General features: G+C 74.0%; 15 protein-coding genes. 7 read left to right on the top strand and 8 right to left on the bottom strand.

Annotated features, from left to right (window positions below; all coding sequences use genetic code 11):
* Positions 1-29: 29 nt before the first annotated feature.
* On the bottom strand, positions 30-860 hold the full coding sequence (locus DMB38_RS23240; RefSeq protein WP_240662427.1) for a helix-turn-helix transcriptional regulator: 831 nt from the start codon (positions 858-860) through the stop codon (positions 30-32).
* A gap of 100 nt (positions 861-960) precedes the next feature.
* On the opposite strand from DMB38_RS23240, the gene DMB38_RS23235 reads away from it, so the two are divergent.
* Positions 961-1,722, top strand: coding sequence for a class I SAM-dependent methyltransferase (locus tag DMB38_RS23235; RefSeq protein ID WP_125936790.1), 762 nt, complete (start codon positions 961-963; stop codon positions 1,720-1,722).
* A gap of 12 nt (positions 1,723-1,734) precedes the next feature.
* Here the strand turns inward: DMB38_RS23235 and DMB38_RS23230 are convergent, their stop codons facing one another.
* Positions 1,735-2,634, bottom strand: a complete 900-nt coding sequence (locus tag DMB38_RS23230) for a TIGR03560 family F420-dependent LLM class oxidoreductase (protein ID WP_047017731.1) — start codon at positions 2,632-2,634, stop codon at positions 1,735-1,737.
* A 199-nt stretch (positions 2,635-2,833) separates the two neighbouring features.
* On the opposite strand from DMB38_RS23230, the gene DMB38_RS23225 reads away from it, so the two are divergent.
* Positions 2,834-3,499 (top strand): hypothetical protein, encoded by a 666-nt coding sequence (locus DMB38_RS23225; protein WP_125936789.1) that lies wholly within the window; start codon positions 2,834-2,836, stop codon positions 3,497-3,499.
* 117 nt (positions 3,500-3,616) lie between these two features.
* Here DMB38_RS23225 and DMB38_RS23220 read toward each other — a convergent pair whose 3' ends face one another.
* The 4 genes from DMB38_RS23220 to hutH form a co-directional block, all read right to left on the bottom strand.
* Positions 3,617-4,300 (bottom strand): ABC transporter ATP-binding protein, encoded by a 684-nt coding sequence (locus DMB38_RS23220; protein WP_047017729.1) that lies wholly within the window; start codon positions 4,298-4,300, stop codon positions 3,617-3,619.
* A 49-nt stretch (positions 4,301-4,349) separates the two neighbouring features.
* Positions 4,350-5,807 carry an ABC transporter permease gene (locus DMB38_RS23215; protein ID WP_125936788.1) on the bottom strand — a complete coding sequence of 486 codons (1,458 nt, stop codon included), beginning with the start codon at positions 5,805-5,807 and terminating at the stop codon, positions 4,350-4,352.
* A gap of 277 nt (positions 5,808-6,084) precedes the next feature.
* Entirely contained in the window at positions 6,085-7,296 is a 1,212-nt protein-coding gene (locus DMB38_RS23210) for an Ig-like domain-containing protein (protein WP_125939212.1), read from the bottom strand.
* Positions 7,297-7,527: 231 nt separating this feature from the next.
* Entirely contained in the window at positions 7,528-9,093 is a 1,566-nt protein-coding gene (hutH, locus tag DMB38_RS23205; protein ID WP_206337837.1) for a histidine ammonia-lyase, read from the bottom strand.
* A gap of 174 nt (positions 9,094-9,267) precedes the next feature.
* Between hutH and DMB38_RS23200 the strand changes: the two genes are divergently transcribed.
* Together DMB38_RS23200 and DMB38_RS23195 are read left to right on the top strand one after the other, a co-directional pair.
* Positions 9,268-10,047 carry an enoyl-CoA hydratase-related protein gene (locus DMB38_RS23200; RefSeq protein ID WP_125936786.1) on the top strand — a complete coding sequence of 260 codons (780 nt, stop codon included), beginning with the start codon at positions 9,268-9,270 and terminating at the stop codon, positions 10,045-10,047.
* Positions 10,048-10,128: 81 nt separating this feature from the next.
* On the top strand, positions 10,129-11,232 hold the full coding sequence (locus DMB38_RS23195; protein ID WP_125936785.1) for a GGDEF domain-containing protein: 1,104 nt from the start codon (positions 10,129-10,131) through the stop codon (positions 11,230-11,232).
* Between the two features lie 6 nt (positions 11,233-11,238).
* On the opposite strand, the gene DMB38_RS23190 is transcribed toward DMB38_RS23195, so the two are convergent.
* Together DMB38_RS23190 and DMB38_RS23185 are read right to left on the bottom strand one after the other, a co-directional pair.
* Positions 11,239-12,486, bottom strand: a complete 1,248-nt coding sequence (locus DMB38_RS23190; protein ID WP_125936784.1) for an adenylate/guanylate cyclase domain-containing protein — start codon at positions 12,484-12,486, stop codon at positions 11,239-11,241.
* 75 nt (positions 12,487-12,561) lie between these two features.
* Entirely contained in the window at positions 12,562-13,428 is an 867-nt protein-coding gene (locus DMB38_RS23185; RefSeq protein WP_047017722.1) for a biotin--[acetyl-CoA-carboxylase] ligase, read from the bottom strand.
* A gap of 234 nt (positions 13,429-13,662) precedes the next feature.
* On the opposite strand from DMB38_RS23185, the gene DMB38_RS23180 reads away from it, so the two are divergent.
* The 3 genes from DMB38_RS23180 (at position 13,663) to DMB38_RS36230 (ending at position 15,720) form a co-directional block, all read left to right on the top strand.
* Positions 13,663-15,264, top strand: coding sequence for an acyl-CoA carboxylase subunit beta (locus DMB38_RS23180; protein WP_125939211.1), 1,602 nt, complete (start codon positions 13,663-13,665; stop codon positions 15,262-15,264).
* 24 nt (positions 15,265-15,288) lie between these two features.
* Positions 15,289-15,501, top strand: coding sequence for an acyl-CoA carboxylase epsilon subunit (locus DMB38_RS23175; RefSeq protein ID WP_125936783.1), 213 nt, complete (start codon positions 15,289-15,291; stop codon positions 15,499-15,501).
* Positions 15,502-15,573: 72 nt separating this feature from the next.
* Positions 15,574-15,720, top strand: coding sequence for a hypothetical protein (locus DMB38_RS36230; RefSeq protein WP_164492577.1), 147 nt, complete (start codon positions 15,574-15,576; stop codon positions 15,718-15,720).
* The last annotated feature ends 68 nt before the right edge of the window (positions 15,721-15,788 follow it).

Here is a 15,788-nt window from a genome sequence, read left to right as displayed (position 1 = left end):
GGACACGGTACGTGCCCGGCCGCGGATCCTCAGTCGCGCGGGAAGTACGTGCCCGGCGGTGCCCCCACGGTGCGATGGAACGCCGCGACGAACGCGCTCGACGAGGCGTAGCCGACGTGCCGGGCGGCGGTGGCCACCGTCGCGCCGGAGGCGAGCAGCGGCAGGGACGCCTGGAGGCGCAGGTGGGTGCGCCAGCGACCGAAGGGCATGCCCGTCTCGGCGACGAAGAGGCGCGCCAGCGTGCGGGGCGCCGCGCCGGCGTACGGGGACCACTCCGCGAGCGTGCGGGCGTCCGCCGGGGTGTCGCGCAGGGCCTCGGCGACGGCGCGGGGGCGGGGGTCGTGGGGCATGGGCGCCAGGACCGGCGTCGGGGCGACGGGGGCGAGCTGGTCGAGGAGCACGGCCTCCGCGCGGGCGCGGGCGGCCGGGGCGGGGGCGTCGTCGGCGAGGTGGTCGCTGAGGGCCCGCAGCAGCGGGGTCACGGCCACGACGGTCGGCTCCGGCCATCCGGGCCGGTCCGCCGGCGGGCGCGTACGGAGCGGAGGGTCGGCGGCCGCCGGGGCCGGGCCCGGATACCGGACGTACAGCGTCCGCGGCTCCGTCGTGCCCGCCGTCCCGGTCGCGTGGCGTACGCCCGGGGGGATCCACAGCGCCGTCGTCGCCGGCAGCACCCACGTGCGGCCCAGCGCCCGCACCATCAGGACTCCGCTGCCCGCCCACGTCAGCTGCGGCACGGGGTGGCGGTGGCGGTCGGTCCAGCCGCCGCCCGCCGCCGCGAGGCCCGCCACGAGCACCGCACCGCCCCCGTGGGCGGAAGCGGAAGCGGAATCGGTAGGCGGTGCGGGGCCGTTCAGCGACATGGCTGGCCAGACTAGCGCGTGGCGGCCACTCCCCCACCCCGCCCGTCCGCCGGGCGAAGCGGAAGCGCACGAACGGGTCCCAGCCGGGTAGGAACCGGGCATGCGCCCCGTGGACTACGACCACCGCCTCCACCGTACCTACGCCGCAGGCCGCGCCCTCACCGACGCCCAGCGCACCGCCTGGTCCCGCGCGTTCGCCGCCCGCCTGCCCGCCGCCCGTCCGCTGCGCGGACTGGACCTCGGGTCCGGCACCGGGCGGTTCACGCCGCTGCTCGCCGCGGAGTTCGGCGGTCCGGTCACCGGGGTCGAGCCGTCGGCGCGGATGCGCGAGCAGGCCGTCGCCCACGCGGCGCATCCCCGGGTCGCGTACGTCCCGGGGCGGGCCGAGGCGCTGCCGCTGCCCGACGAGTCGGCCGATTTCGCGCTCTGCTTCCTCGTCTGGCACCACGTACGGGACAAGCCCGCCGGCGCACGCGAACTGCACCGCGTCGTACGGCCCGGCGGCACCCTGCTGCTGCGTACCGAACTCACCGACTCGCTGCCCGACTTGTGGTACCTCGACGCCTTCCCCCGCGGGCGCGACGTCCTCGCCGCGCTCTACCAGCCGCTGTCAGTGCTGCGCGATACGTTCGAGACGGCGGGATGGGAGCTGGAGGGGGTGGGAGAGGTCGGGTTGCCGGCGCCCGGGACGTGGGCGGGGGCGCTGGCCCGGTTGCGTACGCGCGCGTTCTCGATCTTCGAGCACATGCCGGAGGCCGACATCGAGGCGGGCTTCGCGGAGTTGGAGCGCCGGGTGGCCGCGGCGCCGCAGGCGCCCGCGCCGGTGACGCCGGGGACGGTCGTCACCTTCCGGCGCGGGTGAGGGCGGCCGGGCTCACCAGACGCCCACCTCGCTGTTCGGCTTGATCTGCGCCACCACCGGCACGGCCTCGCCCACGGTCTCGACCGCCTCCACCGACCACGGCCCGACCGCGACGAACACCACGTGCTCGATCCCGAACTCGGCGAACGACTCGCACCGCTCCGCCACCGACTCCGCCGGCTCCCCCACCTCCATCCGGGCGGTGACCGTCTTCTCCACCTCCCAGAACGGCCGCCCCGCCGCCGCGCAGTGGTCCGCGAGCACGTCCAGCTCGCGGCGGAGCGTCAGGCCGCCGTCCGGTACGTCGAAGAAGTTGCACGCGTCCGCGTACTGCGCCGCCAGCCGCAGCATCGGCCCGTCGCCCACGCCGCCGACGAGCACCGCGGGCCGCGGCCGCTGCACCGGCTGCGGGCTGCACACCGGGTAGTCCAGCGTGAAGTGCCGCCCGTCGAACGCGCCGGTGTCGCCCGCCCACATCTGCTGCGCCAGCCGCAGCGTCTCCTCCAGCCGCTCGACCCGCTCGACCGCGGGCGGCAGGGAGAGGCCCATCGCGTACGCCTCGTCCTCGCGGTAGCCGGCGCCGAGGCCGAGCCAGGCGCGGCCGCCGGAGAGCACGTCGAGGGTGGTGACGGCCTTGACGAGCAGCGCGGGCGGGCGGTAGGTGACGCCGGTGACCATCGTGCCGATGCGGACGTGCTCGGTGCGCGCGGCCAGGTAGCCGAGGGTGGTGTACGCCTCCAGCACCGGTTCGTCCGGCGTGCACGTGGGGTCGGCCTGCAGCAGGTGGTCACCGACCCACACGGTGTCCACGCCCGCCGTGTCCGCCGCGCCGGCGACCTCGGCGAGCGCGGGCGCGAGGGCCGTGGGACCGCCGGGCCAGGAGAAGTCGGTGACGTTGATGCTGATGCGCATGGTGGGCGGCCTCCTCGTCGCTTACACGCAGTCTGCCTGTGACGGCGTGTGCCGGTCGTCCGTCCACAGGAGTCAACTTTCTTACTCCCAGGGGAGTAACGGGCGTTCAGGCGGCCTTCCCGGAGCGGCTGGGGCCCGTCGCGGCAGGAGCCGGACGGTACGCGGAAGGGGGTACGCGACGACTGCGTACCGTGGTCCCATGAGCACCGCCAAGTTGACGCCCGCCCGGCGCCGGGCCGTGGCCGGGGCCGACGCCGCGACCGGGCTGGTGCGCGCGAGCGAGCGCGTGCTGGAGGGGCTGGTGGACGGCGGTCTCGCGGTACGGCATCCGCGCCCGCCGCACCGGCACTACCTCACCCCCGCGGGGCGCGAGCTGCGCGACCGGCTGCTCGCGGAGGCCGCGGCCGAAGCCGGCAACGCGGACGAGCCGGAGGGCAGCCGGGCCCCGGCAGAGCCCGGGGTGTTCGCGGCCCGTACCGGCGGCGAGCCCGCCCCGCCCGACGCCGCCGCCCGCGCCCGCGAGGTGCGCAGCGCCTGGGAGGGCCTCGCCGAGCTGCGCCGGCTCACCAACGCCGACGGCGCCACCGACGTGCCGTGCGCCTGGGAGCGTACGCATCTGGCGTCGGCCGTCGCCCTCGCGCTGGAGGCCGGCGGCCTGCCCCCGGCCACTGACGCGACCGGCGGCTACGCCGTCACCCCCGCCGCGCACCAGCCGGAGGCGGTGCGGGTCGACTGGCGGCCCGGGCCGGCCCTGCGGGAGCTGGTACGGGCCGCGGGGGTGCTGGAGGCGGCGGGGTGGCAGGTCTCCGAACACCCGGAACGCGACGGCGGGATGTACCTGCTGGCCTCACCCCGCCGCCGCTGAGCAGCCCGGCGCCCCGGTGCCGTACGGCACCGGGGCGCGCAGGGGCGCGTACGGACGCCTCCGCGCCCGTACGCGCCCTTCCCCCGAGACCCCCGTGACCCCCGTGCCCTTACGGCGCTACGCCGCCTCCCGCTCCGTGACCTTCAGCCGGCCCTTCTTGATGACCGCCAGCCGCGGCGCCCGCCTGGCGATCGCGCTGTCGTGCGTGACCAGCACGTACGTCAACCCCAGCTCCTTCCACAGCCCTTCGAGCAGCGCGACGATGTCGTCCCGGGTGTCCTCGTCGAGGTTGCCCGTCGGCTCGTCGGCCAGCAGCACCTTCGGCTGCTTCACCAGCGCCCGCGCGATCGCCACGCGCTGCTGCTGGCCGCCGGAGAGCTCGCCCGGCAGGTGCGTCAGCCGCTCCGCGAGCCCCACGGACTCCAGCGCCTCGGCCGCCCGCTTGGCGCGCTCGGTCGCCTTGACGCCGAGCGGCACGAGCGCGGTCTCGACGTTCTCCTGGGCGCTGAGGGTGGGAATGAGGTTGAAGCTCTGGAAGACGAAGCCGATGGTCGCGGCGCGTACCCGGGTGAGCGCTGCCTCGCTGAGGCCGCCGAGGTCGGTGCCGTCGAGGCTGACGGTGCCGGACGTCGCGCGGTCGAGGCCGCCGAGCAGTTGCAGCAGCGTCGACTTGCCGCCGCCGGTGGGGCCGCGGACGACGAGCTGGTCGCCGTCGGCGATGGTGAGGTCGACGCCGGCGAGGGCGTCGATGGCCTCCTTGCCGCGCTGGTAGCGCTTGGTGACGCCGGTGAGCTGGTACATCGTGGTCAACTCCTGGATGCCGCGGGTGAGGTGGTCGGGGGAGGTGGGGCTACTCGACGCGGCGCAGCGCGTCCGCCGGCCGCAGCCGCGCCGCCCGCCAGCCGCCGAAGAGGCCGGCGATCAGCCCGCCGGCGACCGCGAGCGCGACGGCCAGGGCGATCACGGAGAGCGTCACGGGCGCCTGGAGCGCGACTTCCACGGTGGAGTTCGCCGCGTCCACCATCTCCTTCGGCCCGCGCATCACGGCGCCCTCGGGCATGTCGGCGCCCGGGCCCACCGAGGCGTCGAGCGTCGGGGCGACGGTCGTGACGAGGTACGCGCCGGCGACGCCGAGCGCGATACCGAGGACGCCGCCGAGGATCCCGTTGACGAACGCCTCGCCCATCACCTGCCGGACGACGCGCCCGCTGCGCCAGCCGAGCGCCTTGAGCGTGCCGAACTCCCGCACCCGCCGGCCCACGGCGGACATGGTGAGCAGCCCGGCGAGCAGGAAGGCGGCGACCAGCACGACGACGGAGAGCCACTTGCCGATGTTGGTGGCCAGGTTGGAGGCGGTGGAGAGGTTCCCGGAGACCTGCTCGGCGAGGTCGGAGGCGGAGGTGACGCTGGCGCCGGAGACGTTCTCGTCGATGGCGTCCTTGACCGCGGGGATGTCCTCGGAGCTGTCGGCCTTGACGTAGATGGTGGAGACCTTGTTCTCCAGGTCGGCGTCGGACAGCTCCTGGGCGCGCTTGAGCGGGATGTAGACGTTCGCGGTGGCGGCGCCGGTGTCGGCGGTGGCGATGCCGACGACCTCGAACTTCTTGCCCTTGATGGTGACCTCGTCGCCGACCTTCAGGTCCTCGTCCTTGGCGTACGCGCTGTCGACGACCGCTTTGAGGGCGTCGGTGTCGTTCTTGCCGAAGGTCGCGCCGTCGCTGATCCTGGACGAGGAGAGCGGGCCGACGTCCTGCTGGGTGACGTCGAGTCCGGTGACGGTGAAGGAGTCGACGTCGATGTCGGCGCCGCCGCCCTCGATCCGCGGGCCGCCCCCGCCTCCGCCGCCGGGTCCGCCCTGGCCGGGAGCCGCCTGGCCGGTGGCACCGCCCTCGATCTTCCCCTGCTGGAAGTCGCCCTTGAACTCGATGTCGTTGAGCGCCAGCGCGCCCACCGCCGTGTCGACGCCGTCCTGGGCCTCGACCTCGCCGACGACCGAGTCGTCGAGGTGCTGGAAGCCGCCGAGCGGCATCAGCCGGTCGTCGGTCTCGGTGGCGTCCTCACCGTCCTCGCCGGGTCCGATACGGAAGCTCTGCGGCCCGCCGTCGCTCTCGTCCGCCTCCTTGCTGACGGTGAGGTCGGTGCCCACGCCGTAGAGGGAGTGCAGGACTTCGTCCTGGGCGTCGCGCATGCCCGCGGCGACGGAGGACACGGTGATGACGAGGCCGATCCCGAGCGCCAGGCCGAGGGCGACGACCAGTGCGGCCTTTCTGCGCCGGCGCAGCTCGCGCCGGAGGTAGGTGAGGAACATGCGCCGAAGCTATGGCGCGATGTTGGGGAAAGGCTGAGGTCACCGTGAGAGTGCCATGAGAAAGGGCCGGGCCTCGCCGTACGTACGTCGTACGGTCCAGGTCCCGGCCCTGTGCCGGTGCTACGGCGCACGCCCGCGGCGCCCGCCGGAGGAAGGCGCTCCGCGCCCCCGCGCGCTGCGGTACGCCGGAGCGTACGGGGCATCTCCGTACCCTCCCCGGAGCACCGCGTCGGCCGTGGCGGGGCGGCGCCTCGCCACGGCCGGGCGGATCAGCGGCTCAGAGCGCGCTGCCCTCCTGCCAGGCGGCCCAGTCCATGTTCCAGCCGTTGAGGCCGTTGTCCGGGGCGATGGTCTCGTCGGGCGAGTTCTTGACGATCACGACGTCCCCGACCAGCGACTGGTCGTAGAACCATGCGCCGTCCGTCCCGGAGTCGTTCGCCCCCTGCTTGTCGAAGAGGCCGACGCAGCCGTGGCTGGTGTTGGCGCTGCCGAAGACGCCCCGGCCGCCCCAGTAGTTGCCGTGGATGAACGTGCCGGAGGTGGACAGCCGCATGGCGTGCGGCACGTCCGGGATGTCGTACTCGCTCTCGCCCTGCTTGTCGGTGAAGCCCACGGTCGAGCCGTCCATCCGGGTCTCCTTGTGCTTCTCGGAGATCACCATCTGGCCGTTGTACGTGGGGTTCTCGGGCGAACCCGCGGAGATCGGGATGGTCTTGATCTTCTTGCCGTCCCGCACGACCTCCATCGTCATGGCCTTGACGTCGACGGTGGTGACCTGCGAGCGGCCCACGGTGAAGCTCATCTCGCGGTCCTGCACGCCGAAGACGCCGGGCGACGCCTCGACCCCGTCGAGGTTCATGTCCATGGTGACGGTGGAGCCCGCCTCCCAGTAGTCCTCGGGGCGGAAGTCGAGCCGGGTGTCGTTGAACCAGTGGCCGACGACCTCCTGGCCGCTGCTCGTCTCGACCGCGATCTTCGACTCGACGGCCGCCTTGTCCTCGACCGGCTTGTCGAAGTTGAGCGACACGGGCATGCCGACGCCGACCTCGCTGCCGTCCTCCGGGGTGAAGTAGCCGATCACGCTGTTCTCGGCGGAGACCGTGGAGAAGTTCGCGTTGGACGTGGACACCTGGCCGTCGCCGTCCTTGGCCTTGGCCGTGAGCCGGTACTCCGTGCCGCGCTCCAGGGCCGCGTCCGGGGTCCAGGAGGAACCGTCGTCCGCGATGGTCCCCGCGACCTGGTCGGTGCTGCCGGCCGCGGTGAGCACGACCTCGGTGAGCTTGCCGCCCTTCACCGTGACCTTGGTGTCGGAATTGATCCCGACGTTCTCCGTACCGTCCTTGGGCGCGATGGTTATTCGGGCGTCCGGCACGTTCTTCTTCTGCTCCGAGGCGGAGTCCTTCTGATCATCGGAGCCTTCCGCATTGCTGTCGCCGCCGCACGCGGTCAGCCCCAGCACGGCGCTCATCGCCAGTGCGGTCAGCGCCATCCCGCCCCTGCCGTACACCCTCACGTCGTAACTCCCCTTCACCGCGAAGGGCGCGATGCCCTACCTCACGGAGGAGGACGCCCAGTCCCCACTAGTCCGTTCCGTCCTGCCACCCCACTGTGGCACACGCCACGGACGCTCCTGACCGGCGGTCGGGCACACCGCCCCACATCCGGCCGGAAGGAGAGGGAACGGCGCAGGTCAGCGCCCATTCGTTCAGATTGCGACGAATCATGAAAGAGGCCCTGTGACGGACTCCACGGCCGTGACGAGCCGCCCGGAACGGATGAATCCCTCCGCCGCGGCCAGATCCGGCGACAGGAACCGGTCGTCCCCCGGCCCCGCGACCCCCGCGTCGCGCACGGCGCGCAGCACGGCCTGCGTGGCGGGCGCCGGCGTGAGTCCGGCGCGCAACTCGACGGCGCGGGTGGCCGCGTACATCTCGACGGCGAGCACTTTGGTCAGATGATCGATCGCGGTACGCAGCTTGCGCGCCGCGGACCAGCCCATCGAGACGTGGTCCTCCTGCATCGCCGACGAGGGGATGGAGTCCGCCGACGCCGGGACGGCCAGCCGCTTCAGTTCGCCGACCAGCGCGGCCTGCGTGTACTGGGCGATCATCAGGCCCGAGTCCACGCCGGGGTCGGCGGCCAGGAAGGCGGGCAGACCGTGGCTGCGGTTCTTGTCCAGCAGCCGGTCGGTGCGGCGCTCGGCGATGGAGCCGAGGTCGGCGGCGGCGACGGCGAGGAAGTCCAGGACGTACGCGACGGGGGCGCCGTGGAAGTTGCCGTTGGACTCGACCCGGCCGTCGATCACCACCGGGTTGTCGACCGCGGCTGCCAGCTCGCGCTCCGCGACCGTACGGGCGTGGGCGAGGGTGTCCCGGCCGGCGCCCGCAACCTGCGGCGCGCAGCGCACGGAGTACGCGTCCTGCACCCGGGGCGCGGCGGGCAGGCCGTCGTGGCCGGTCTGGTGGTGGCCGGTGAGTCCGGAGCCGTCGAGCACCTTGAGCATGTTGGCGGCGCTGGCGGCCTGGCCGGGGTGGGGGCGTACGGCGTGCAGCTCGGGCGCGAGCACCCGGTCCGTGCCGAGCAGGGCCTCCAGGGTGAGCGCGGCGGTGACGTCGGCGGCGGTGAGCAGCGCGGCGAAATCGGCGCAGGCCATCAGCAGCATGCCGAGCATCCCGTCGGTGCCGTTGAGCAGCGCGAGGCCCTCCTTCTCGCGCAGCGTCACGGGCGCGAGGCCGTGCGCCGTGAGCAGGTCCGCGGCGGGGTGCACGGTGCCGTCGGGGCCTTCGGCGTCGCCCTCGCCCATGAGCGCCAGCGCGCAGTGCGAGAGGGGGGCGAGGTCGCCGGAGCAGCCGAGGGAGCCGTACTCGTGGACGACGGGGGTGATGCCGGCGTTGAGCATCCCGGCCATCGCCTGCGCGACCTCGGGGCGTACGCCGGTGTGGCCGGAGGCCAGCGTCTTCAGGCGCAGGAACATCAGCGCCCGGACGACCTCGCGCTCCACCCGCGGGCCCATGCCGGCCGCGTGCGAGCGGACGATGTTGCGCTGGAGCTGCACGCGCAGGTCGGGGCTGATGTGCCGGACGGCGAGCGCGCCGAAGCCGGTGGAGACCCCGTACACCGGATCGGGCTTGGCGGCGAGGTCGTCCACGACGCGGCGCGCGGCGGCGAGCGCGTCGAGGGCGCGTACGGACAGCTCGACCGGGGCGCCGCGGCGGGCGACGGCGAGGACATCGTCCGCGGTGGTGCCGGCGGGCCCGAGGACGACGGGCGCGGGGCGGGAGTGCATATTCATATTCAGGAACCTTACGAAGTGAATCCTGAGCTGTCACGGGCGCTGCGCGGACCCCCTGGCGGGACGTCCAACTGATCAGAAAACACACTTGGTCAGCTCTGGCGCGGCGCGGTCGCACGCACTACGTTAGCGAGCGTTAACGCCACGAGCCGACGGAGGCAGATTCGCATGGGCGAGGGCATCGCCGTCCGCACGCACGAGCACGTCGCCGAGCTGGTCCTCGACCGGCCCGAGGCCATGAACGCCGTCTCCACCGAGCTGGCCCGCGCGCTCACCGAGACCACCGCGCGGCTGGCCGCCGACACCTCGGTGCGGGCCGTGGTCCTCACCTCCAGCCACGAGCGCGCGTTCTGCGTCGGCGCGGACCTCAAGGAGCGCAACGCCTTCACCGACGCCGACATGCACCGCCACCGCCCCACGTCGCGGGCCGCGTACACGGGGGTGCTGGAGCTGCCGATGCCGGCCATCGCGGCGGTGCACGGCTTCGCGCTCGGCGGGGGGTACGAGCTGGCGCTGTCCTGCGACTTCATCGTCGCCGACGAGACCGCGGTAGTCGGGCTGCCGGAGGTGTCGGTCGGGGTGGTGCCGGGCGGCGGCGGGACGCAGTTGCTCCCCCGCCGGGTGGGCTCCGCGCGCGCCGCCGAGCTGATCTTCACCGCACGCCGGGTGGAGGCGGCGGAGGCCCACGAGCTGGGCCTGGTCGACCGGCTGGTGCCGGCGGGCGAGGCGCGTACGACGGCGCTGGACCTGGCCCGGCGGATCGCGGGCAACTCGCCGGTGGGCGTACGGGCCGCGAAGCGGGCGCTGCGGCTGGGCTACGGGCGGGAGCTGCGGGCGGGGCTGGAGATCGAGGACGCGGCCTGGCACCGCACGGCACTGTCGGCGGACCGGAAGGAAGGCGTGGCCGCGTTCAACGAGAAGCGCAAGCCGGAGTGGCCGGGGGCATGAGGGGCGAAGGGGGTCGCTTCCCTCATAGTGGGCAATCGGCCTAAATCCTGCAAACGGGGATTGATTGCCTACTCTGGAGCCGTGACGGGCAACGACCGGCTCCCGGACCAACCGCTGCGCGCCGTGGTCGAGCTGGCCCTGGCGCTGGCGGAGGCGGTCACGCCCCGCGACACGATGCGTGCGGCGGCGGCGGGTGCCAGGCGCGCGCTGGCCGGATCGTTCGCTGCGGTCTCCGTCTGGGAGCGGGAGAGCGGGCGGCTGCGGGTGCTCGTGAACGACGGCGAGCGGACACCCGGCGAGGAGGAGTTCCCGCCGGACGAGTCGTACCCCCTGCGCGACTTCCCCGACCTGGCCGCGCGCGGCGGCCCCTGGAGGGCGACGTCCGGCTCTCCGGGACCGCGGGGGGAGATGCTGCGGCGGCGCGGGCGGGGCAGTGGCCTGTTCGTGCCGATCCTGGTGCACGGGCAGGCGTGGGGCGAGCTGTACGTGGCCCGCCCGCGCGGCGCGGCCGCCTTCAGCCCGTACGACGAGAGCGTCGCGGCGGCGCTGAGCGCGGTGGTGGCGGCAGGGCTGGCGCAGTCGGAACGGCTGGAGGAGGCGCGGCGGCTGGCGTTCACGGACCCGCTGACGGGGCTGGCCAACCGCCGGGCGCTGGACCTGCGGCTGGACGAGGCGGTGGAGCGGCACCGGGCGGAGGGCACGGTGGTCAGCCTGGTGGTCTGCGATGTCAACGGCCTCAAGGAGGTCAACGACTCCCTCGGCCACGCGGGCGGCGACCGTCTGCTGGAACGATTCGGCTCGCTGCTGTCGCGGCACGGGGCGGCGCTGCCGGGCACGCTGGCCGCCCGGCTGGGCGGCGACGAGTTCTGCCTGCTGTCGGCGGGCCCCCCGGCGGACGACGTGGTGCGGACGGCGACGGAGCTGTGCGCGCAGGCGGCGACCCTGGACCCGGGCCGGGGGGTCGCGTGCGGGGTGGCGTCGACGGGGGACCCGATCGGCCCGGTGCCGTCGGGGCGGCGGCTGCTGCGCCTGGCGGACGCGGCGCAGTACGCGGCGAAGGCGGCGGGCTCGGAGGGCCCGGTGGTGGCGGGCCGGGACCGGGAGGTGACGAGGCTGGCGGACGACCCACCGCGGGGGCGGAGCCGGAGGGCGTTCAGGGGAAGGCAGGCGGGGAGCCGGGGCTAGGGTCTGTCAGCCGCGGCGGCTCAGCAGCCAGGGCTCCACCACGCCGAGACCCCGCACCGGGCGCTGCCACATCGGCTGGAGTGCGAAGCGGTACGACGGGGCCTCCCCCGTGCCGCCCTCCGCCGCCGCCTTCTCCGCCGCCGTGGCCGCCGCCTCCGACTCCGGGGCGGCGCCGTCCCGTATCAGCTCCGCGGCGAAGTCGCCGTGGACCAGCACCGTGTCCTTCGGCGCGATCGACGTCAGCCGCGACGCCAGGTTGACCGTCGTGCCGAACACGTCGCCCATCCGCGTCGTCACCGTGCCGAACGCGATGCCCACCCGCAGCTCCGGCATCGTCTCGTCGTGGGCCAGGGTCTCGATCAGCCGGATGCCGATCTCCGCCGCCGTGCCCGCGTCGTCCGCGGAGAACAGCACCTCGTCGCCCAGGGTCTTGATGAGCCGGCCGCCGTGGGCGGCGACCAGGTCGGCGGCGGTGGTCTCGAACGCCTCGACCAGCTCGCCCAGCTCCTCCTCCTCCAGCCGCCGGGTCAGCCGGGTGAAGCCCACGAGGTCGGCGAAGCCGACCGCGAGGCGGCGGTCGACCATCTCGTCGTCGTCCTGCGCCTGGACCACCCGGCCGGTGGCCGCGGCGAGCTGGCGGCGCCAGACGTAGACGAGGAACTCCTCCAGCTCCGGGAGCAGCAGCTCGACCAGCGGGTAGGCGATCTCCGTACGGGACATGCCCTCCTGCGGCTCGGTGAGCCCTTCGAGGAAGGAGTCGATCTGCCAGTCCGCGAGCCGGGCCGTGGTCTGCCCGGTGGAGCGCGCCACCTGCACCGCCATGCCCTCGCTCAGCAGCCCGGCCTCCACCAGGCCGGCCAGCCGCCGCAGGGCCAGCACGTCGGCCTCGGTGAGCGCCTTGGCCTGGCCGATGTCGGCGAAGCCCATGGCGCGCCAGAAGCGGGCCGCCAGCTCCATCGGCACGCCCGCGGCACGGGCGGCCTGGAAGGGCGTGTAGCGGCGGTCGGAGCCCAGGATGAGCTGCTCGATGCGGATCGCGATCGGGTCGTCTTCGCTCTCCGGATCAACCGGTTCGTCCGGCTCTTCCGGGGCCGCGGAACCTTCCGGACCCTCGGCGTCCGCTACGCCCCCGGCGGCGCCCGCCGCGCCCGCCGGGCCGTCGGTGCCCGAAGCGCCCGAAGCGGCCTCCGAGCCGTCGGGACCCGCCGGGTCCCTCGGCTCCTCCGCCCCGGAGGAGCCCGCAACCTCACTCACCGGCTGCCCCCTCCCCCCGTCCGTTCCCTGGCCACCGCCCTTGCGGTCTCAACGATACGGGAATTGTGGCCCAGCTCACTCCGCTTCGTCCGCGGATCGCAGGTGCACCACGTCCCCCGCGCTGACCGGCTCCGCCAGCCCCGCGGCCGTCGCCAGCACCAGCCGGCCGTCCCCGTCCACCGCGACGGCCTCCCCCGTCACCGCCGTCCCGCCCGGCAGCTCCGCGCGGACCTGCCGGCCGAGCGTCGCGCAGCCCGCCGCGTACGTCTCCTGGAGCCGGGCGCCGGCCGGGTCGCCGCCGGCGGTACGCCAGCTTCCGTACCACCGCTCCAGCGACCGCAGCATCGCGCGCAGCAGCGGATCGCGGTCGGTGACCTTCGCCCCGGCCAGAGCCAGCGAGCCGGCCTGCGGGACGGGCAGTTCGTCCGCGCGCAGAGTGACGTTGATGCCGATGCCGAGGACCACGGACTCGCTCGCGGCGTCGGGGCGCTCCACGAGGATGCCGCCCGCCTTGCGCTCCTCGCCTTCGACGGTCACAAGCACGTCGTTCGGCCACTTCAGCGCCGTGTCCACGCCCGCGGCCCGCGGCAGCGCGGTCGCCACGGCGACGCCCGCGAGCAGCGGCAGCCAGCCCCACCGGCTGACGGGAACGCCCTCGGGGCGCAGCAGTACGGAGAAAAAGAGCCCGGATCGGGGCGGTGCCGACCACCGGCGGTCCAGCCGCCCGCGCCCCGCCGTCTGCTCCTCGGCGACGAGCACCGCGCCCTCGGCCGCACCCTCACGGGCACGCGCGGCGAGGTCGGCGTTCGTGGAGCCGGTGGCCTCGACGACGTCGAGCGACGTCCACAGCCCCCCGGCCCGTACGAGCGCCCGGCGCAGCGCGTCGGCGTTCAGCGGCGGACGGTCGAGGTCGGACCAGCGGCTTCCCCGATCTGCACTCATACGGCCACCCTACGGCCAGGCATCGGCCCCTCCCCCGCCGACGCCACGGGGCCCGTACGCCCGCCGCGCGCCGGCGTCAAGACCGCCCCGGCGGCGCCACGCCTGCGGATGTGGCCAACGCCGCACCCGTAGGGCGGCCGGGCGCCGATAGCCTACGTAGCGCTAAGTCCCGCACTCCCCCGGGTCCCCCGCCCGGAGGCGCCCCCGACGAGCAGGAGCTGCACCGCGATGGCCATGGCCCAGGAGCCCCCCGCCGAGATGGCGGACAGCCACACGACGGGCGGCCGGCTCGCCGATCTGAGCCGGCGGATCGAGGAGGCCACGCACGCCGGGTCGGCGCGCGCGGTGGAGAAGCAGCACGCGAAGGGCAAGCTGACCGCCCGCGAGCGGGTCGACCTGCTGCTGGACGACGGGTCGTTCACGGAGCTGGACGAGTTCGCCCGGCACCGCGCGACGAACTTCGGCATCGAGGCGAACCGCCCGTACGGCGACGGCGTGGTCACCGGCTACGGGACCGTCGACGGCCGCCCCGTCGTGGTGTATTCGCAGGATTTCACGGTCTTCGGCGGCTCCCTCGGCGAGGTCTACGGCGAGAAGATCGTCAAGGCGATGGACTTCGCCATGAAGACCGGCTGCCCGATCATCGGCATCAACGACGGCGGCGGCGCGCGCATCCAGGAGGGCGTCGTCGCGCTGGGGCTCTTCGCGGAGATCTTCCGCCGCAACGTGCACGGCTCGGGTGTCGTCCCGCAGATCAGCGTCATCGTCGGCCCGTGCGCGGGCGGGGCGGTGTACTCCCCGGCCATCACGGACTTCACCGTCATGGTGGACGGCATCTCGCACATGTTCATCACGGGCCCCGACGTCATCAAGACCGTCACCGGCGAGGACGTCGGCTTCGAGGAACTGGGCGGCGCCCGTACGCACAACACCACCTCCGGTGTCGCCCACCACATGGCGGGCGACGAGAAGGACGCCTTCGACTACGTCAAGGCGCTGCTGTCGTACCTGCCGTCGAACAACCTCAGCGATCCGCCCGCCTTCCCCGAGGAGGGCGAGGCGTCGGTCACGGACGAGGACCGGGAGCTGGACACCCTCATCCCGGACTCGGCGAGCCAGCCGTACGACATGCACGCCGCCATCGAACACGTGCTGGACGACCGCGAGTTCCTGGAGACCCAGGCGCTGTACGCGCCGAACATCATCACCGGCTTCGGCCGCGTCGAGGGCCACCCCGTCGGCGTCGTCGCCAACCAGCCGATGCAGTTCGCCGGCTGCCTGGACATCAAGGCCAGCGAGAAGGCCGCCCGCTTCGTGCGCACCTGCGACGCGTTCAACGTCCCCGTGCTCACCTTCGTCGACGTCCCCGGCTTCCTGCCGGGCACGGACCAGGAGTACGACGGCATCATCCGCCGAGGCGCCAAGCTCATCTACGCCTACGCCGAAGCCACCGTGCCGCTGATCACGGTGATCACCCGCAAAGCGTTCGGCGGCGCGTACGACGTCATGGGCTCCAAGCACCTCGGCGCGGACCTGAACCTGGCGTGGCCCACCGCGCGGATCGCCGTCATGGGCGCCCAGGGCGCGGTGAACATCCTCTACCGCCGCACGCTCGCCGCCATCGAGGACGAGCAGGAGCGGGAGACGCGGCGCGCGGAGCTGATCAGGGAGTACGAGGACGCGCTGCTGAACCCGTATGCGGCGGCGGAACGCGGGTATGTGGACGCCGTCATCATGCCGTCGGAGACGCGGCGGCAGGTGGCGAAGGGGCTGCGGGTGCTGCGCACCAAGCGCGAGACGCTGCCGCCGAAGAAGCACGGGAACATCCCGCTGTAGCGCGGCGGGAGCCGAGGAGGACAGATGTCCGACGAGATCAAGGTGGTCCGGGGCAACCCGACGGCGGAGGAACTGGCGGCGGCGCTGGCGGTGGTCCAGGCGCGGGCGGCGTCGTCCGCGCCGGGCGGGCGGGGCGGTCCCGCCGGCGAGTGGGCGGATCCGGCGCGGCGGGTGCTGGCCCGGCGGACGCCGCAGCCGGGGCCGAAGGCGTGGCGCACGACGTACTGGCCCTCGTAGGAGGTCCGCGCCGCGCGTAATTGAGTACCCGTACTCAGGCGCGCGGGGGTGCGGGACCGGCACGATCGGAAGATGCTCTGGTCCGACCCTCCAGACGAGCCCGACGCGGAGTTGCGTGCGGCGGAACGGCGGCTGCGCCGCGCCGGCTGGCTGCTTGCGCTGGCGGCGGTGGTGACGATGGCGCTGGGGGCGGCCGGACCCGACGTCCTGCCCACGTGAGCCGGCGGCGTACGTGGTGTCGCGGCCCCCCGGCACCCGCACAAGTCGCCCTGCCCGCACGACGACTT

The organism is Streptomyces sp. WAC 06738, from assembly GCF_003945505.1.
GTDB lineage: Bacteria > Actinomycetota > Actinomycetes > Streptomycetales > Streptomycetaceae > Streptomyces.
Note: the sequence above shows the minus strand (reverse complement) of the source record. Positions and strands in the feature narration are given on the sequence as shown.